General features: G+C 61.3%; 17 protein-coding genes. 8 read left to right on the top strand and 9 right to left on the bottom strand.

What is annotated here, in order from left to right; translation table 11 throughout:
- Positions 1 to 72: 72 nt before the first annotated feature.
- On the bottom strand, positions 73 to 963 hold the full coding sequence (locus tag J2Y83_RS02245) for an esterase/lipase family protein (protein ID WP_253393166.1): 891 nt from the start codon (positions 961 to 963) through the stop codon (positions 73 to 75).
- Positions 964 to 1,139: 176 nt separating this feature from the next.
- Between J2Y83_RS02245 and J2Y83_RS02240 the strand changes: the two genes are divergently transcribed.
- Positions 1,140 to 1,670 (top strand): ferritin-like domain-containing protein, encoded by a 531-nt coding sequence (locus J2Y83_RS02240; RefSeq protein WP_253393165.1) that lies wholly within the window; start codon positions 1,140 to 1,142, stop codon positions 1,668 to 1,670.
- 144 nt (positions 1,671 to 1,814) lie between these two features.
- Here J2Y83_RS02240 and J2Y83_RS02235 read toward each other — a convergent pair whose 3' ends face one another.
- Entirely contained in the window at positions 1,815 to 3,884 is a 2,070-nt protein-coding gene (locus tag J2Y83_RS02235; protein WP_253393164.1) for an AsmA family protein, read from the bottom strand.
- Between the two features lie 358 nt (positions 3,885 to 4,242).
- Between J2Y83_RS02235 and J2Y83_RS02230 the strand changes: the two genes are divergently transcribed.
- Together J2Y83_RS02230 and J2Y83_RS02225 are read left to right on the top strand one after the other, a co-directional pair.
- Complete coding sequence (locus tag J2Y83_RS02230) at positions 4,243 to 4,614, top strand: hypothetical protein (protein WP_253393163.1); 372 nt, start codon at positions 4,243 to 4,245, stop codon at positions 4,612 to 4,614.
- 161 nt (positions 4,615 to 4,775) lie between these two features.
- Positions 4,776 to 5,408 (top strand): TetR family transcriptional regulator, encoded by a 633-nt coding sequence (locus J2Y83_RS02225; protein ID WP_253393162.1) that lies wholly within the window; start codon positions 4,776 to 4,778, stop codon positions 5,406 to 5,408.
- Between the two features lie 4 nt (positions 5,409 to 5,412).
- Here J2Y83_RS02225 and J2Y83_RS02220 read toward each other — a convergent pair whose 3' ends face one another.
- Positions 5,413 to 5,919: a C40 family peptidase gene (locus J2Y83_RS02220; protein WP_253400330.1), complete on the bottom strand. Its 507-nt coding sequence runs from the start codon at positions 5,917 to 5,919 to the stop codon at positions 5,413 to 5,415.
- 339 nt (positions 5,920 to 6,258) lie between these two features.
- On the opposite strand from J2Y83_RS02220, the gene ureE reads away from it, so the two are divergent.
- From ureE to J2Y83_RS02195, 5 genes are all read left to right on the top strand, one after another.
- Positions 6,259 to 6,759, top strand: a complete 501-nt coding sequence (gene ureE, locus J2Y83_RS02215) for an urease accessory protein UreE (protein ID WP_253393161.1) — start codon at positions 6,259 to 6,261, stop codon at positions 6,757 to 6,759.
- Positions 6,756 to 7,430: an urease accessory protein UreF gene (locus J2Y83_RS02210; RefSeq protein ID WP_253393160.1), complete on the top strand. Its 675-nt coding sequence runs from the start codon at positions 6,756 to 6,758 to the stop codon at positions 7,428 to 7,430. Before ureE ends, J2Y83_RS02210 begins: the two co-directional genes overlap by 4 nt.
- Before the next feature lie 9 nt (positions 7,431 to 7,439).
- On the top strand, positions 7,440 to 8,054 hold the full coding sequence (gene ureG, locus J2Y83_RS02205; protein ID WP_017849719.1) for an urease accessory protein UreG: 615 nt from the start codon (positions 7,440 to 7,442) through the stop codon (positions 8,052 to 8,054).
- A gap of 22 nt (positions 8,055 to 8,076) precedes the next feature.
- Positions 8,077 to 8,649, top strand: a complete 573-nt coding sequence (locus J2Y83_RS02200) for a HupE/UreJ family protein (RefSeq protein ID WP_253393159.1) — start codon at positions 8,077 to 8,079, stop codon at positions 8,647 to 8,649.
- Positions 8,650 to 8,820: 171 nt separating this feature from the next.
- Positions 8,821 to 9,942: an AGE family epimerase/isomerase gene (locus J2Y83_RS02195; RefSeq protein ID WP_253393158.1), complete on the top strand. Its 1,122-nt coding sequence runs from the start codon at positions 8,821 to 8,823 to the stop codon at positions 9,940 to 9,942.
- Between the two features lie 125 nt (positions 9,943 to 10,067).
- Here J2Y83_RS02195 and J2Y83_RS02190 read toward each other — a convergent pair whose 3' ends face one another.
- The 6 genes from J2Y83_RS02190 to J2Y83_RS02165 all read right to left on the bottom strand — a co-directional run bounded on the left by J2Y83_RS02190 (position 10,068) and on the right by J2Y83_RS02165 (position 16,735).
- The gene (locus J2Y83_RS02190; RefSeq protein ID WP_247397732.1) at positions 10,068 to 10,832 is read right to left on the bottom strand and encodes an SDR family oxidoreductase; all 765 of its coding nucleotides are present in this window, start codon (positions 10,830 to 10,832) and stop codon (positions 10,068 to 10,070) included.
- A 786-nt stretch (positions 10,833 to 11,618) separates the two neighbouring features.
- Positions 11,619 to 12,335: an ABC transporter ATP-binding protein gene (locus J2Y83_RS02185; RefSeq protein ID WP_253393157.1), complete on the bottom strand. Its 717-nt coding sequence runs from the start codon at positions 12,333 to 12,335 to the stop codon at positions 11,619 to 11,621.
- A complete protein-coding gene (locus J2Y83_RS02180; RefSeq protein WP_253393156.1) occupies positions 12,332 to 13,207 on the bottom strand; it encodes an ABC transporter ATP-binding protein in 876 nt (291 codons plus the stop codon). Before J2Y83_RS02180 ends, J2Y83_RS02185 begins: the two co-directional genes overlap by 4 nt.
- The gene (gene livM, locus J2Y83_RS02175; protein WP_017849725.1) at positions 13,204 to 14,481 is read right to left on the bottom strand and encodes a high-affinity branched-chain amino acid ABC transporter permease LivM; all 1,278 of its coding nucleotides are present in this window, start codon (positions 14,479 to 14,481) and stop codon (positions 13,204 to 13,206) included. The genes J2Y83_RS02180 and livM overlap by 4 nt, the downstream gene beginning before the upstream one ends.
- Before the next feature lie 2 nt (positions 14,482 to 14,483).
- Positions 14,484 to 15,398, bottom strand: a complete 915-nt coding sequence (locus J2Y83_RS02170; protein ID WP_012721939.1) for an ABC transporter permease subunit — start codon at positions 15,396 to 15,398, stop codon at positions 14,484 to 14,486.
- A 200-nt stretch (positions 15,399 to 15,598) separates the two neighbouring features.
- A complete protein-coding gene (locus tag J2Y83_RS02165; RefSeq protein WP_253393155.1) occupies positions 15,599 to 16,735 on the bottom strand; it encodes a branched-chain amino acid ABC transporter substrate-binding protein in 1,137 nt (378 codons plus the stop codon).
- Positions 16,736 to 16,940: the final 205 nt, after the last annotated feature.

Genomic DNA, 16,940 nt, shown 5'->3' with positions numbered 1-16,940 from the left:
GAGGCGCCAGGGCGAACGCGGTCCAATGTGGGAGGGGGCTTGCCCCCGATGAACGATAACGCGGTGCACCTGCTACACCCCGGCCGCCTTGAGCCGCTGCGCATGCTCGACGAACAAGCGGATCGGCTCCGCCCCCTTGCCCACCAACCCCAGCGACTGGTTGACGATATCGAAATGGTCGAGGGCGTAGTCATCGCCGATCACCGTGCCCAGGTGTGAGCTGTAGCGTCCGACCATGCCATCGCACTGGCCCTTCTCACGCACGAAGCTGCGGGCGAACAGGCGACAACTGCGATTCGTGCCATCGAACAGGTTGCGCCCGCGATCGGTCTTACCCGGTTGCAAGGTGCCGGACCACGAGTAATAGCGCACGCCATTCACCTCTGCGGCGCCCTGCCCGCCCCACGTCTGCGGCAATCCCTGGGGATATTCACGATTAAACAACGCCACCCCCGCACTGGTCAGCGACTGGTGCGAGGCGTGCAGGTCCGCCTTGAAGCGCGGGCCACGGTAGCCGGTTTCGAGCAGGCTCATGACGGCGGCGACCAGATGAAACAGCGCGCTGACGATCCGGCCTTTGACGCTGTCCATCGGGTAATGGGTATGGAAATAATCCGCCAGCTCCGAGCCGTGATTGGGCCCGGCCACCGACGTCACCGACGCGATCCAGTCCGGGCGCTTGGCGGCGGCATAACGCGCGGTGAGCGCGCCCTGGCTATGGCCGATCAGGTTGACCTTGTCGGCGCCGGTTTCGCGGCGAATCCGCTCGACCTGCACCAGCAACTGCGCACCGCGCACCTCGCTCGAATCGAGCGGCGCCACCTGCACCGCAAACACCTGCGCCCCACCCGCCCGCAGCGCCGGGACGATGCCATACCAGTAAGGAAACAACCCCAGGCGCACAAACCCCAGCATGCCCGGCACCAGCACCAAGGGGTAACGCGTGGCTAACGACTGCGACATGAAGCGAACGTCCTTGATCAAGAAAGGATGCGAGCAGGCTAACCCAATCCGGCGACGCGCTGATGACACCTGCCGGTAAATCCAATAAAACTTTTTGCGTTGCGCATGACTCACAACTTGGAGCGATCACGCCGACAGAGCGTGGCGTAAAACCGGATTAGCCCCAGGAGATTGAGATGACCGAAGCACACTTGACTGACGTTGCGACCCTGCGCCAACGCGCCCGCCAGAACGTCGAAAACGGCGCCGTGACCGAAGGCTACAGCGCCGACCGCGAAGAGATCATTCGCCTGCTCAACGCCTCGCTGGCCACTGAACTGGTGTGCGTGCTGCGCTACAAGCGCCACTACTTCATGGCCAGCGGCGTGAAAGCGCAGATCGCCGCGGAAGAATTCCTCGAACATGCGACCCAGGAAGGCGAACACGCCGACAAACTCGCCGAACGTATCGTGCAGTTGGGTGGCGAGCCCGAATTCAACCCGGACCTGCTGTCAAAGAACTCCCACGCGCAATACGTGGCCGGCAACAATTTGAAGGAAATGGTCTACGAAGACCTCGTCGCCGAGCGGATTGCGGTCGACAGCTATCGCGAAATCATCCAGTACATCGGTGATAAAGACCCGACCACTCGCCGCCTGTTTGAAGAAATCCTGGCTCAGGAAGAAGAGCATGCGGATGACATGGCGGATATTCTCGAAAGCCTATAAGCCGCTGCAAAAAGTGCCGAAATCCCCCTGTGGTAGCGGGCTTGCGTGCGATTGTAGAGTGTCCGTCAGCGGATAAATTGACTGACGCACGCAACGCTATCGCGAGCAAACCCGCTACCATTTTTTTCATCTCCGTCGGGTCAGTTAGCCTTTCACAGTCTTCGGCGCCTTGCCTTCCCTCATCTGCTGCAACAACGGCGCGCACTGGTTGGGCACGTCCCCGCTCGGCGCGACCAGTGCCAGCAACCCGGCGGCCGGGCCGGCGATGATCCCCAGCGCGACCATGCCAGCGCCGCGCAGTGCCAGGGGGACGGCTTTCACGCCGGCATTCGGTTTGATGAACGGACCGTTCACATACAGCGGTGAGCGCAGGGAGAACAGGCGGAAGCCTTTCGACTCCGGGGTGATGGTCAGGTCAAGCTGCTCCGAGGCCATGTTCGCCGTGCCATCGATGTAGATGATGGCGTTCTCGGTGTCGAACACAAACAAGCGTGTGGTCGCGAGCCCGGTCTTGATGCCGAAGTCCGCCGCCGCGCAGTTGATCTTCACTTCCTTGTCGCCAAACAAACGTCCGACGACGTAGTTGCCCACGTTGAGCCCGACGATTTCCATCAGGCCCCGGCTGATGGCGCCGTCGTTGATCAGCATCTTCAGGTCGCCGTTGGCCGAGCCCAGCAACGCCGCCACCGAGTTGCCGCGCCCGGCAATATCCGCATCGCCGTTGAGTTGGCCAAAGCTGGTTTTCATCGGTTCGAAGGTCGGGAACAACTGTTTGAGCTGGAAGTTGCGCGCAGTCAATTTGGCGCGGCCTTCCATTGGCGTGACGCGCCCGTTCAGGCGAATCTGCGCATCGAGCTTGCCGCCAGCCACGCCGAACCGCAGGGGTTGCAGGCTCAGTTCGCCATCCGTCAGCACCACGTGCGTGTAGAGGTCGGTGAAGGGTAAGTCGGCGCTGTGGACGATGCGTTTGCCGGTGAATTCGACGTCGGCATCCATGTCACGCCAGCGCTCGGTGCGGAACGCTTCCACCGGCAGTACTTTGGTCGCCGGCTGTTTACTCATCCCGCCACGGGCCTTTTGCTTGGCGTTGGAATCAGCGCCAATCAAGGGTGCAAGGTCGGCCATCAACAGTTGGTTGGACACCAGCGCGCCGCTGAGTTTGGGGCGTGGCTGGCTGGCGACGTAGGCCAGGTTGCCGCGGATATCGCTGGCGCCGATCTTGCCGTTGAAGTTTTCGTAGCGGAACGTCGCGCCGCTGGCTTGGCGCAGTTGGGCGGTCAGGTGCCCGTCGGTGGAGTAGGCCGGTGAGTCCGGCAGGGTGACACCGGTCAGCGGGTACAGGTTACCCAGGCTTGCGCCTGCGAGTTTCAAGCGCAGGTCCAGGGCGCCGAGATTGAGCGGGTCGGTCAGGGTGCCGGCCAGGGCGATGCGGGTGTCGGCGATGTTCACCTGGGCTTGCAGCGGGAACGGCTTGGCCGCGTCCTGCAAGGCGAGCAGGCCGCCGATCTTGCCGCTACCGTCGAGTTTCTGGCCGTGGTACTGGCCTTTGACCTTAAGACCGAACGCGTAGTCCTGGGGGGCCGCGCCTTTTTCCAAGACTTTTTTGGCATCGGCATCGCCGACGATTTCGCCAAACGGAATGGGTTTGCCCAGCGGGTCGATGATCACGTCCAGCTGGGTTTTGAGGGGCTGGTCGTCGAGCGTCACGTGGCCCTTGTCGAAGCCGATGGCGCCGATCTCCACCACCCAGTTGGAGGGCTCAGCGTTGGGGTCCTTGGGATCGAATGTGAATACCCAGTTGGCACGTCCATCGGCCAGGCGCTGCAACTCGGCGCTCGGCTCGGTGAGGTCGATGCGCGGGATCACCACGCGTTGCACCAGCAAGGCCAACGGCGAGATACGCAGCTCCACACGCTTGAGCGTGACCATTTGCGGTTTTTTCGACCACTCGGGGTTGCCCAGGCTCAGGTCTTCGGCGATCACATGGGGCCATGGCACCCAGGCACGCCAGCCGCCCTCGTCCAGTTCACGGCGCCACACCACCGCCAGGTTGCCATTGATGGCAAACGGGCGATGCAGCTCTTCGGAGACCTTGGCATTGAGCGGCGGTTTGATGCGGTTCCAGTCGAAGAACAGCAAAAACACCACCGCCACGACGATTGACAGAACGATGCTGGCGCAGCACCAAGCGACGATTTTACGAGTGCGCGTCATTGCACAGAACTCCTGAATACGACTGGCCGAGTCACAGCCCTTAAGACAGCTTATACAGCTAGGACTGGCAAACCACCTCGGGGTTTAACCCGATCGACGTTTTGCCAGAAAAACCACATTTTTCTGACCGACTCGACAGATTTTTTCTACGCCAGTGCACCATTGATACCCAGGTACGTGTCGAAAATACCCAGTACGGTGCAATACCGCGGGCTTGAGAGGTCCGACTTAGAGCCTCCTACGGGAACAATCAATTCCGTTGATTATTACCATTGTGTTTATGAACTTTTATATCGACTTATCGAGAGTAGCATTAGCCCCGTACCCACTTAATTGCCCTCCCAAGGAACAACCGATCATGAAACGCCAAGTACTCGCTACCGTGCTGCTGTCTGTCCTCGCTTCCAGTGCCTTTGCCCTGCCGGCCGCTGAACAAGCGATCCCACAAGTCAAAGCCGATGCCGTTCAGTTCAGCCAAACCCTCGCCCGTAGCGGGTCGCAAGAACAAGAGAACCGTGACTACGCCAAAGGTGCCGTTGCTGAAAACGGTTCGGAACAAGCCAACAAACGCGCTTACGCTGAAGGCGTGACCGAAAACGGCCGCAACCGCCTGGAAGAGAAAGGTCTGGTTGAAGGTGGTGCTGAACAAGCCAACAAGCGCGCCTACACCGAAGGTGTTGCTGAAGGTGGTGCTGACCGCCTGCAAGAACTGCATCAAGCTCAGAGCTAAGCCCGTGGTGGCCTTAAAAAAAAGCCCGATCCCTGGATCGGGCTTTTGACTTTTTGCAGAACCTGTCACGTATCCACGCAGCAATCCCCCGCCAAGTTCGACGCCAATGAAGCGGTTTTGCTAGAGTGCGTCGCTGTACTTGCCGACAAAGCCCGCCTGCCATGCTGCCCCGCGCCGAACAGAAGCAACAGACCCGCCTCGCCCTGATGGACGCAGCCCGCCATCTGATGGAGTGCGGCCGTGGGTTCGGCAGCCTGAGCCTGCGCGAAGTGGCCAAGACGGCCGGGATCGTGCCCACCGGGTTCTATCGTCACTTTGCCGACATGGACCAACTGGGCCTGGTGCTGGTCAGCGAAGTCGGCCAGACCTTCCGCGCCACGATCCGCCTGGTGCGCCACAACGAATTCGTGATGGGCGGCATTATCGATGCGTCCGTGCGGATCTTCCTGGATGTGGTCTCCGCCAATCGCTCGCAATTCCTGTTCCTGGCCCGCGAACAGTACGGTGGCTGCCTCGCCGTGCGCCAAGCCATCGGCGCCTTGCGCGAAGACATCACCCGTGACCTGGCCGCCGACCTGACCTTGATGCCCAAGCTCCAGCACCTGGATGCCGACGGCCTGCACGTGATGGCCGACCTGATCGTCAAAAGTGTGTTCGCCACCCTGCCCGACATCATCGACCCGCCCGCCCACGCGCTGCCCGCCCACCTCACGCCCCAGGCGAAAATCACCCAGCAGTTGCGCTTCATCTTCATTGGCCTCAAGCACTGGCAGGGCCTCGGCAGCACCGAGTAAGCCGTCAACCCGCCTTATGGAAACGCTTGGCGCCGGTGTAGTTCTTGTTCCAGTAGTTGTTGCCGAGCGAATCGATGCGCACGTTCTTGCCGGTGCGCGGCGAATGAATGAATTTACCTTCGCCGATATACAGCCCCACATGGCTGACCTGGCCGCGCCCGTTGCCTTTGAAAAACACCGCGTCCCCCGGCTTGAGTTCGCTGCGCTTGACGGTCGCGGCCGTTGAACGGTGCATCGCCGCCGTGGTGCGCGGGATGTGAATGTTGGCTTCGGTCTTGAACAGGTAGACCAGGAAACTACTGCAATCAAACCCTTGCTCGGCCGAGGTGCCCCCCCATTTGTACGGGGTGCCCAGCAGGGCATGAGCGCGGTCGATCACATTCGCCACTGACGACGTTGGGACACCTGGCAGCGAAGAGCCGAATGTCGATTGGGGTTTCAGGTTGGCCGAGGCCGATGAAATGACACAGGAAAGACTGAAAAGAATTAAAAAGAAAACTGACTTGAACATGATGAACATCGCTGTGGTTTTAAGACGGCGCAAATCCTAAAGAAACAGCACGTAACTTTTTGAACGCCGAATCCGGATGTCCCGTAGGAAAAATCTGAAAAACCATCAGCACGAAATAGACGAAGGAAAATTCACGCAATACGGACGCAGCACCCACGCAAAACGCACCTATCCAGTGCCACACCACCTATCACGCACCAGATTGAAGCAGCCAGCAAAATGGCTGACGCCCTATTCGGTGGCATGGCTGTGCTTGCCTACAGGGAATTCCTACTCCTGCGCAGGATTGGCAAGCCCCTTGCTCTAGCACTCTTATCGCCCATAGCTGGAAACCTTCTGATGCTGGTGATCCACCGCCGAATCGCCCCGCAAGCCCTCTGGGCCGCCGAGTTGCTGCTGAACTTCGAAGCACGCAGCAAAAGCCGCCTGCGCTGTTTCAGTGCCGACGGCGAAGACGTCGGCCTGTTCTTGGAGCGTGGCCAGCCGCCGCTGCACGATGGCGAGTTCCTACAGGCTGAAGACGGACGTGTCGTGCGTGTCTGCGCGCGCCCTGAACAACTGCTGCACGTCACCTGCCGCAACGCGTTTGAACTGACCCGCGCCGCGTATCACCTGGGCAATCGCCATGTGGCCTTGCAAGTGGGCGACGGCTGGCTGCGCCTGCTGGATGATTACGTGCTCAAGGCCATGCTTGAACAGTTGGGCGCGCAGACCGAAAGCCTCGAAGCACCGTTCCAACCGGAACACGGGGCCTACGGCGGCGGGCACCATCATTCGCGCCATGGCGATGAAGATTTCAACTACCCGCCGAAGCTGCATCAGTTCGGCGTGCGTGTATGAACCCAGCCTGGGCGCTGCTGCGTCTGGCCAGTCCGCAATTGCCGATTGGCGGCTACAGCTATTCCCAGGGCCTGGAAATGGCCGTGGAGAATGGCCGCGTCAAGGACGCGGCCGGCGCCCGCCGCTGGATCAGCGACCAGTTGCTGCTCAACCTCGCGCGTTTCGAAGCGCCACTGTTGCTCGCGCACTGCCGCGCCGCCGTGGCCGGCGATTGGGCGCAACTGGCGCAACGGTGCGAAGAACACCGCGCCAGTCGCGAGACCCGCGAGCTGTATCAGGAGAGCCGGCAGATGGGGTACTCCCTGCAGCAACTGCTCAACGGCCTGCCGGAACTGGACGACGCGGCTCGCGGTTTTCTCGCACAACACGCCGAGCCACATCTGGCGTTGGGCTGGGCCTTGGCCGCACGCGCCTGGGGCATCAGCCCGGATGACGCCCTCGCCGCCTGGCTGTGGAGCTGGCTGGAAAACCAACTGGCCGTGCTGATGAAAACCCTGCCGCTCGGCCAACAAGCCGCGCAGCGCCTGACCAGTGAACTGCTGCCCCTGTTGCAACACGCCCAGCAGGACGCCAGCCACATCGACCCCAACCATTTCGGCAGCGCCGCGTTCGGCCTGTCCCTGGCGTGCATGGCCCACGAGCGCCAGTACAGCCGCCTGTTCCGTTCCTAGGAGAAGCACATGAACACACAACCTTTGCGTGTCGGCATCGGCGGCCCGGTGGGCTCCGGCAAGACGGCCCTGACCCTGGCCCTGTGCCTGGCCTTGCGCGATCGCTACAACCTGGCGGTGGTCACCAACGACATCTATACCCGCGAAGACGCCGACTTCCTGGTGCGCAACCAGGCCCTGGCGCCCGAACGCATCATCGGCGTGGAAACCGGCGGCTGCCCGCACACGGCGATCCGCGAAGACGCCTCGATCAACCTGGAAGCAGTCGACCAACTCAACCGGCGCTTTCCCGGCCTGGACCTGATCCTGGTCGAGTCGGGCGGCGATAACCTGTCGGCGACGTTCAGCCCGGAACTGTCGGACCTGACCATCTATGTGATCGATGTGTCGGCCGGCGACAAGCTGCCGCGCAAAGGCGGTCCGGGTATCTGCAAATCCGACCTGCTGGTGATCAACAAGATCGACCTGGCGCCCCTGGTCGGTGCCTCGCTGGAGCTGATGAACAGCGACACCCAACGCATGCGCAACGGTAAACCCTTTGTGTTCAGCAACCAGAAAACCGGCGTCGGCCTGGATGAGATCGTCGCCTTCATCGAACGCCAGGGCCTGCTGACCGCGGCCTGATCAACCCATAAGGAACCTGTCCATGCGCCTGAAAAAACTCTTCGCTGCCGCCGCCCTGCTGCTCGCACCCGCCTTGGCCTTCGCCCACCCGGGTCACGGCGACAACGGCCTGATGGCGGGTATCAGCCATCCATTGGGCGGTCTCGACCATTTGCTGGCCATGGTGGCGGTCGGTTTGTGGGCCGCCCAGCAAAAAGGCGCCGCACGTTGGGCGCTGCCCTGCACCTTCGTCGTCACCATGCTGCTGGGCGGCCTATTGGGCTTTGAAGGCCTGGCGTTGCCGGCGCTGGAAAGCGGGATTGCCGCTTCGGTGCTGGCTCTGGGCCTGGCCGTTGCACTGGCGGTGCGGCCGCCGTTGTTCATGGCGCTGGGGGCTACGGCGTTGTTCGCACTGTTCCACGGCGTGGCCCATGGTTTGGAGCTGCCGGACATGTCCAGCCCTTGGGCGTATGCCGCCGGATTTGTCGGCGCGACCGCTGTGTTGCACGCTGCCGGTTATGCCGCGGTGCGCTGGCTGCCGACTGCAGCGGCGCCGTTGGTGCGGGTTGCCGGGGCGGCCTCGGCGGCGACTGGGGTTTGGTTGCTGGCTGGCTGATTTGCGGCGCGATTAAGCGCCTCATCGGGGGCAAGCCCCCTCCCACATTTGATCGGGTTTACACAGTCAAAGGTGGGAGGGGGCTTGCCCCCGATAGCGGTGGTGCAGACACCACTGATCCCAAGCCTGCTACCATGCGCGCCTACACCCCTGCCGTGACGACGCCAGCCGATGCCCATCGCTCCAAGCTCCGCCCCTCAGCCTTCCTTGAATGCCGTGCTCACGCACTTCCATGACCTGATCGTGCCGCTCTGGCAGGGCCCGGGCTGGAACGCCGAGCTGGCGCTGCCCTATGAGGCGCTGGACGCCGACCACCGGCCGTTACCACCGCAACGCTACCGCGCCATGGCCTGCGCCCGGCAGTTGTACCTGTTCGCCAGCCTGATCGGCGAACCCGGCGCAGCCTTTGCCGAAGAACGCGCCGCCGCGTTGTTCCGCTCGTTGCAACGGCATTTCCACGACGCCGAGCACGGCGGCTGGTTCTACAGCATCGACCCCGTCGGCCAGCCGCTGGACAAGCGCAAGGATCTCTACACCCACGCCTTCATCATCTTCGCCTGCGCCCATTACTGGGCCAAAGTACGCGAACCGCTGGTGGAGTCGGTGCTGAATGCCGCGCTGGCAGTGGTCGCCCAACGCTTCGCCAGCGGCGATGGCCTGTACGAGGCGGTGCTGGAGCGTAACTGGTCGTCGCTCAAGTCCGGCCCATTGCAAAACCCGTTGATGCACCTGGCTGAAGGCTTCCTCGCCACCCTGGCGGTGCGTGAAGACGCCGACGTGCAAAGCGCATTACTGGCCTTGGCGACGGCCATGCAGCAGCGTTTCATCGAGCGCCAGCATGGCGTGATGATGGAAAAACCGCTGGGCGCTGTGGATAACTGGTTTGAGCCGGGGCACCAGTTCGAATGGTTCTTCTTGCTCGAGTCTTCAGACGTGCTGCGCGGCACACCGCTGCATGCTTCGCTGACGCGGGCTTTTGCCTATGCCGAGCAAAAGGGTGTGGATAACCAGACCGGCGCGGTCAGCGGCATGCTCGCCGTGGACGGCAGCGTGCGCGACGGCACCCAACGCATCTGGGCCCAGGCGGAATACCTGCGCGCATTGACCTTGCGCGCGGGCAGCGAAGCCGTGCTGCAGCGCCAGTTGCTCGCGTTGCGGCAGCGCTTCCTGCATGCCAAGGGCTGGCATGAGTGCCTGGATGCCCAGGGCAACGTGAGCCGACGGGATATGCCGTCGACCACGCCGTATCATCTGGCGACTTGTTATCAGGGGTTGGTCAAGGTTCTCGGTTGACCTCAGGGGCCTCATCGGGGGCAAGCCCCCTCCCACACTGGATTGGGTTCACAGATTTTGATGTGTGAACCCATTCAAATGTGGGAGGGGGCTTGCCCCCGATGCAGGCGTCTCGGTCTAACGCCTTACTTGGCCCCACGCTCAATCGCAAACCCGGCCCAGGTCTGGCTCACCGGCATCAGCTCCAGGCGGTTGATGTTGACGTGCGCCGGAGTGTTGAGCACCCAGAAGATGGTGTCGGCGATGTCCTGCGGCTGGATCGGCTCGGCGCCAGCGTAGGTGGCGTCGTAGCGCGCCTGGTCGCCGCCGAAGCGCACCAGGGAGAACTCGCTTTCGCACAGGCCCGGCTCGATGTTGGTCACACGCACGCCGGTGCCTTGCAGGTCGCAGCGCAGGTTCAGCGAGAATTGCTTCACGAACGCTTTGGAGCCGCCATACACGTGGCTGCCCGGGTACGGGTAGCTGCCGGCGATGGAGCCCAGGTTGATGATCCCCGCACCGCGACCATGAGCGATCAGGCGTGGCAGCAGGAGGCTGGTGGTGGTCAGCAGGCCCTTGATGTTGGTATCGACCATGGTTTCCCAGTCGTCGAGGCTGCACTTGGGCGCGGGATCGGTGCCCACGGCCAGGCCGGCGTTGTTGATCAGCCCACGCAGCGTGGCGAACGATGGCGGCAGGTTGGCAATCGCCGCTTCCATGCCTTGGCGGTCACGCACGTCCACCACCAGGCCGTGTACTTCGGTCTGCTTGGAAAGCTCTTCGACCAGCGCGTTCAAACGCTCGGCACGACGACCGGTGAGCACCAGTTTCCAGCCGGCTTCGGCAAACCGACGGGCGCAGGCTTCGCCGAAACCTGAGGTTGCGCCAGTAATAAACAGCGTGTTGGACATGGTGTTCTCCTTGCGGGCATCGGGGAAAAAATCAGCCAGCAGAATGCCCTTACGCCGTCGTCGCGGCAACCGCTATACACATCACGCCATGCACGCCTGATCAGTTTTTAACCAAACCACGCAAAGCCTTACACACCGTGGCCTGCAGCCATATGCGCGCAGGTTATCCACAACTGCGCCCACAGTCTTTGGGGGCAAGTGCAAAAAGCCCAAAGCCGCTGTGTACAAGGCTCTCAGCCAGTTTTATAAAGTTTTTTGCTTGACCTGGACGAGGCCGTATGTAGGCCCATGCCCGGCAGGAAAATCCGAACGATGGCTCCAGGCCAGTCATTCCGGCCTCTGCGGGCGTCTTTCCAGAGTTTAACCACAGACTTATCCACAGGCTGGACGGACATAATCCGGTCATATACCTGTGTCTTTAAACAGGTTGACAAACCCCTCGGCAGGTCGTGAAAAAGTCGCTGATCAAAAAACAACCTCTGCGCTGCAGGCCCCGTAATCAAAGGCTTTCAGCCAGCTACTCCCACGTTACCCACAGCCGGTTCCACAGCGGATGGGGACAAGTCAAAACTGTGACGAAACAGCGATTTGCGGCGGCTATATGTCGCGCTTTGGGAGGTGGCCAAATTTGTTTTCCACAATTTGGGATCGCACTTGTGAACACCACAAAAACAAATGTGGGAGGGGGCTTGCCCCCGATGGCGGTGGGTCAGTATCAGGTGTTCTGACTGATACACCGCCATCGGGCAAGCCCCCTCCCACAGGGGGACTGCGTTGTGATTTAGGTCAGTGACCACCGAGGTAGGCGTTGCGCACTTCCTCATTCACCAGCAGCTCCTTACCGGTGCCTGTCAGGCGAATCTCGCCGTTGACCATCACATACGCCCGGTCTGACAGACGCAGCGCGTGGTTGGCGTTCTGCTCCACCAGGAAGATGGTCATCCCGGTGGCCGCCAGCTCGCGCAGGGTCGCGAAGATCTGCTTCACCACAATCGGCGCCAGGCCCAGGCTCGGTTCGTCCAGCAGCAGCAACTTGGGCCGGCTCATCAGTGCGCGGGCGATGGCGAGCATTTGCTGTTCGCCACCGGACATGGTCATCGCCCTTTGGTTACGCCGCTCCTTGAGCCGTGGGAACAGCTCGAACATGCGTTGCATGTCTTCCTGAGCGAACTTGTCGCCAATGGGGATGGTGCCCATCAGCAGGTTTTCCTCGACGGTCATGTCGGGGAACACCCGCCGCCCTTCCGGCGACTGCGCAATGCCGTTGGAGGCGATGTAGTGGGACGACTTGTGGGTGATGTCGACGCCGTTGTAGAGGATCTGCCCCGACTCCGCCCGTGGCTGGCCGAAGATCGACATCAGCAGCGTGGATTTACCCGCGCCGTTGGAGCCGATCAGGCTGACGGTTTCGCCTTCGTTGATGTGCAGCGAGACTTTCTTCAGGGCCTGGATCGGCCCGTAGAACACGTCCAGGTCCTTCATTTCGAGGATAGGCCCGTTCATACCAGCTCCTCTTCATCCGCGCCCAGGTAGGCCGCAATCACTTTCGGGTCGTTGCGGATCGCGTCCGGCCCGCCCTCGGCAATCACGTTGCCGTGGTCGAGGACCACGATGTGGTCGGAAATACTCATCACCATGCCCATGTCGTGTTCGATCAGCACCACGGTGAGGTCGTGTTCGTCGCGCAGCAGGCGAATCATCGCGCTGAGGGCTTCGGTTTCCTGAGGGTTGAGGCCCGCTGCCGGTTCGTCGAGGCAGATGATCTGCGGCCGCGTACACATGGCGCGGGCGATTTCCAGGCGGCGCTGTTGGCCGTAGGACAGCTCGCCGGCCAGGCGGTTGGCGCAGTCCACCAGGTCGACCACTTCCAGCCAGTAGAACGCGTGGTCGAGCGCGTCGCTTTCAGCCTTGCGGTAGCCCTTGGTGTTGAGGATGCCCGCGAGCATGTTGCGGTTGACCCACATGTGCTGGGCGACCAGCAGGTTTTCCAGCACCGACATTTCCTTGAACAGGCGAATGTTCTGGAAGGTCCGCGCCAGACCGGCGCGGTTCACCAGGTGGGTGCCGCCGAACATCTTGTAGTACACGCGGCTGAAGAAGCTTTTCGGCGAGACGAAATCGATGGCCTCAAAGCGTTCGCCGAGCAGTTGGATCACGTTGGTCTTCTGGCCGCGCACGTTGAGTTCGATCTTGCCGCCACTGGCTTTGTAGAAGCCGGTGAGGCAGTTGAACACCGTGGTCTTGCCGGCGCCGTTAGGGCCGATCAGGGCGAAGATCGAGTTGCGTTCGACCTTGAGGCTCACATCGCTCAAGGCCTTGATGCCACCGAAGTGCATCATCAAATGTTCCACGGACAGGACGACTTCCTTGCTCATGGCGCCACTCCTTTACGTGGGGTCACACCGGTACGGCTGATCCGGATCAGGCCGCGCGGTCGCCAGATCATCATTACCACCATCAATACCCCAAACAGCAGCACGCGGTACTCGGAGAAGCTGCGCAGCAGTTCCGGCGCCACGGTCAAGACGAACGCCGCGATCACCACGCCGACCGTCGAGCCCATGCCGCCCAATACCACGATGGCCAGGATCAGCGCCGACTCGAAGAAGGTGAACGACGACGGGTTGACGAAGCCCTGGTAGCTGGCAAAGAACACCCCGGCCAGGCCAGCGGTGGAGGCGCCGATGGTGAACGCCGAGAGTTTGACCAAAACGTGGTTCAGGCCCATGGAACGGCAGGCGATTTCATCTTCGCGCAAGGCTTCCCAGGCGCGGCCGACCGGCATGCGGGTCAGGCGATGCTTGATGTACAGCACGGCCAGCACCACCAGGAACAGCACGATGTAGATGAACATGAACTTGATGTTGGGGTTGTAATCGAGGCCGAAGAACTCATGGAACGGAATCCCGCCATCCTTCGCTTTGCGCCCGAACTCCAGGCCGAGGAAGGTCGGCGATGGCACCGGCATACCGTTTGGCCCGCCGGTGAACGACAGCCAGTTGTTCAGCACCAGGCGGATGATTTCGCCAAAACCCAGGGTCACGATTGCCAGGTAGTCGCCGTGCATGCGCAACACCGGGAAGCCGAGTATGCACCCGGCCAGCGCCGCCGCGATGGCCGCCAGCGGCAGCACCGTCCAGAAACCCAGGCCGAGGTATTGATACCCCAGCGCAAGGCCGTAGGCACCGATCGCGTAGAACGCCACGTAACCCAGGTCGAGCAAGCCGGCCAGGCCGACCACGATGTTCAGGCCCAGGCCGAGCAACACGTAGATCAGCCCGAGGATCACTACGGTGAGCAGGTACTTGTTGGCGAAGATCGGGAACACGATGGCGATTACGATCAGCGCCGGGATGATCCAGCGCAGCCGCGACTTATAGTCCGGCGCCAGCACGTGGACGCCGGAACCGCTGCTCTCGAAGCCCTGCAGAATCTTCACGCCCTTGGGCGTTTGCAGGAACAGGCTGAGGGCAAAGCGACCGGCCATCACGATGGCGACCAGGATCGCCACGCGCGCAGGTTGCAGGTTGAAGCTGTAGCCGTCGAGCACCACGCCGACGATCGGACCGAACACGATCAACGCAATCAGCCCGGCGAGGATCGTATCGACCACACTTTTTTTGATATCAATCGATTTGGCAGCAGACATGTTTACACCTTCGCCACGAGTGGGCGACCAAGCAGGCCCTGGGGACGGAAAATCAGAATCACCACCAGCAGGGAGAAACTGAACACATCTTTGTAGTCAGAGTTGATCAACCCCGAGAACAGCGACTCCGAAATACCGAGGATGATCCCGCCCAGCATGGCCCCAGGCAGGGAACCGATGCCGCCGAGTACCGCTGCGGTGAAGGCCTTGATGCCGATGATGAAGCCGGCGTAGAAATCGAACGTGCCGTAGTTGAGGGTGATCAACACGCCAGCCAGGGCCGCCATGGCGGCACCGATGACAAACACGTAGGAGATCACGCGGTCGGTGTTGATGCCGAGGATCGAGGCCATCTTGCGGTCTTGCTGGGTAGCGCGGCACATGCGGCCGAGCTTGGTGTACTTGATGATGTAGGTCAGCAAGGCCATGCCGGCGAAGGCCGCGACCAGGATGAAGACCTTGGTGTACGTCAACTGGACGAACCCGCTGCCGATATCGACGCGCCAGGCGCCAGCCAGCAGGGTCGGGATGCCTTGTTGCTTGGCACCCTGAGCGATCTGCGCGTAGTTCTGCAGGATCAGGGAGATCCCGATGGCGCTGATCAGCGGTGCCAGTCGGGTGGAGTTACGCAGCGGTTTGTAGGCGACCCGTTCGATGACCCAACCGTAAACGCCGGTAACGACCACGGTGAAGACCAGGGTGCCGAGAATGAGCAGCGGGAAGGATTCAATGCCGAAGTAAGCCAGCAGTGCCAGACTGATCGCCGCGAGGTAAGCGGAAATCATATAAACCTCGCCATGGGCGAAGTTGATCATGCCAATGATGCCATAAACCATTGTGTAGCCGATGGCGATCAGGCCATAGACCGACCCGAGGGTCAGGCCGTTGACCAGTTGCTGCAGGAAAATACCATCCATAACGCAATCTCACGCGGTGAGAACCTGCACACCGCTAGGTGTGCGGTTCTTCTGGAGGAAAAGACAGATCTCAATAACAACACTGTCCCAATGTGTGGGGGGCTTGCCCCCGATTGCGGAGGGTCAGCTATACATCGGGTGGCTGATACACCGTCATCGGGGGCAAGCCCCCTCCCACACTAGGTCTGTGGCACTCAGGATTACTTCTGCTTTTCCAGCTGGTGGTATTTGCCGTCTTTGTCCCACTGGTAAACCACGTAGTCGGAGATTTTCAGGTCGCCTTTGGCGTCCCAGTTCTTCTCGCCCATGACGGTTTTGACCGGGTGAGCCTTGAGCCACTTGGCGGCTTCTTCACCCTTGTTGGACTTGGCACCGTTGAAGCCGGCAGCCAGGGCCTGGACCGACGCGTAGGCATACAGGGTGTAGCCTTCTGGCTCGGTGCCGTTTTTACGGAACTCTTCAACCACCGTCTTGCTATCCGGCAGCAGACGCGGGTCGGCGCCGAAGGTCATGTACACGCCATCCACATATTGCTTGCCACCGGCGGTCGCCACCAGTTCGTCGGTCACGATGCCGTCGTCGGACATGAATTTCACGTCCTTGAGGCCGGCTTCACGAATCTGGCGAACCAGAGGACCGGCTTCCGGGTGCAGGCCGCCGAAGTACACGACGTCGGCGCCCAGGGAGCGGATTTTGGTGACCAGGGCGCTGAAGTCTTTCTCGCCACGGGTCAGGCCTTCTTCGAGCACCGGTTTCACGCCGCGCTTGGTCAACTGGGCAGCGGTGGCGTCGGCCAGGCCTTTGCCGTAGGTGTCCTTGTCGTTGATGACCGCGACTTTCTTGCCCTTGAGCACGTCGACGATGTAGTCGCCGGCCACGATGCCTTGCTGGTCGTCACGCCCGCACATACGGAACATGGCGCCCAGGCCGCGTTCGGTGACCTGTGGGTTGGTGGAGCCCGGGGTGATTGCGATGATGCCGGCTTCGTCGTAGACCTCGGACGCCGGGATGGTGTTGGACGAGCAGAAGTGCCCGACCACGCCGATCACTTTGTCCTGGTCCGCCAGGCGGTTGGCCACAGCCACAGCCTGCTTGGGTTCACAGGCATCGTCGCCGGCAACCAGCTTGATCTGCTCACCGTTGATGCCGCCGGCCTTGTTGATGGCATCGGCTGCCGCCTGGGCGCCCTTCATGTACTGCTCACCGAAAGCGGCGTTGGCGCCCGTCATCGGCCCCGCTACGCCAATCTTCACATCAGCTTGAACAAACGTAGAAACACCCAGCGCCGCTGCAACGGCGAGGGCCAGAAAACCTTTCTTGTAAAACGTCTGGGACATGAGTGGTGCTCCGAGGTTTTTGTTTATTGGCACTACGTATTCACTGCAAACCTTCAACTAAAACTTTCAGTGAAAGCCCAGAGCAAGCCGCGTGCCATTACGTTTTTATTCTTCAAAAAGACACGGTGTCATTGTTATTGCAGGTGTTTCGGCTCCGTTCGTCGGGACGTGCAACCCTCTAACTTCAACAGGTGCAACCCATGGA

Source organism: Pseudomonas marginalis, assembly GCF_024169655.1.
Lineage (GTDB): Bacteria > Pseudomonadota > Gammaproteobacteria > Pseudomonadales > Pseudomonadaceae > Aquipseudomonas > Aquipseudomonas paraveronii.
The sequence above is the reverse complement of the archived record's forward strand: the minus strand, read 5'-3'. Positions and strand labels throughout refer to the sequence as shown.

What these genes read in the sequence shown, in the direction of transcription:
- J2Y83_RS02200 (WP_253393159.1), top strand. Translation starts at nt 8,077, where the DNA reads ATGCGCCTGAAAAAACTCTTCGCTGCCGCCGCCCTGCTGCTCGCACCC.
- ureE (WP_253393161.1), top strand. Translation starts at nt 6,259, where the DNA reads ATGCTGGTGATCCACCGCCGAATCGCCCCGCAAGCCCTCTGGGCCGCC.
- J2Y83_RS02185 (WP_253393157.1), bottom strand. Translation starts at nt 12,335, where the DNA reads ATGAACGGGCCTATCCTCGAAATGAAGGACCTGGACGTGTTCTACGGG.
- J2Y83_RS02230 (WP_253393163.1), top strand. Translation starts at nt 4,243, where the DNA reads ATGAAACGCCAAGTACTCGCTACCGTGCTGCTGTCTGTCCTCGCTTCC.
- J2Y83_RS02165 (WP_253393155.1), bottom strand. Translation starts at nt 16,735, where the DNA reads ATGTCCCAGACGTTTTACAAGAAAGGTTTTCTGGCCCTCGCCGTTGCA.
- J2Y83_RS02240 (WP_253393165.1), top strand. Translation starts at nt 1,140, where the DNA reads ATGACCGAAGCACACTTGACTGACGTTGCGACCCTGCGCCAACGCGCC.
- ureG (WP_017849719.1), top strand. Translation starts at nt 7,440, where the DNA reads ATGAACACACAACCTTTGCGTGTCGGCATCGGCGGCCCGGTGGGCTCC.
- J2Y83_RS02225 (WP_253393162.1), top strand. Translation starts at nt 4,776, where the DNA reads ATGCTGCCCCGCGCCGAACAGAAGCAACAGACCCGCCTCGCCCTGATG.
- J2Y83_RS02245 (WP_253393166.1), bottom strand. Translation starts at nt 963, where the DNA reads ATGTCGCAGTCGTTAGCCACGCGTTACCCCTTGGTGCTGGTGCCGGGC.
- J2Y83_RS02220 (WP_253400330.1), bottom strand. Translation starts at nt 5,919, where the DNA reads ATGTTCAAGTCAGTTTTCTTTTTAATTCTTTTCAGTCTTTCCTGTGTC.
- J2Y83_RS02170 (WP_012721939.1), bottom strand. Translation starts at nt 15,398, where the DNA reads ATGGATGGTATTTTCCTGCAGCAACTGGTCAACGGCCTGACCCTCGGG.
- J2Y83_RS02190 (WP_247397732.1), bottom strand. Translation starts at nt 10,832, where the DNA reads ATGTCCAACACGCTGTTTATTACTGGCGCAACCTCAGGTTTCGGCGAA.
- livM (WP_017849725.1), bottom strand. Translation starts at nt 14,481, where the DNA reads ATGTCTGCTGCCAAATCGATTGATATCAAAAAAAGTGTGGTCGATACG.
- J2Y83_RS02180 (WP_253393156.1), bottom strand. Translation starts at nt 13,207, where the DNA reads ATGAGCAAGGAAGTCGTCCTGTCCGTGGAACATTTGATGATGCACTTC.
- J2Y83_RS02195 (WP_253393158.1), top strand. Translation starts at nt 8,821, where the DNA reads ATGCCCATCGCTCCAAGCTCCGCCCCTCAGCCTTCCTTGAATGCCGTG.
- J2Y83_RS02235 (WP_253393164.1), bottom strand. Translation starts at nt 3,884, where the DNA reads ATGACGCGCACTCGTAAAATCGTCGCTTGGTGCTGCGCCAGCATCGTT.
- J2Y83_RS02210 (WP_253393160.1), top strand. Translation starts at nt 6,756, where the DNA reads ATGAACCCAGCCTGGGCGCTGCTGCGTCTGGCCAGTCCGCAATTGCCG.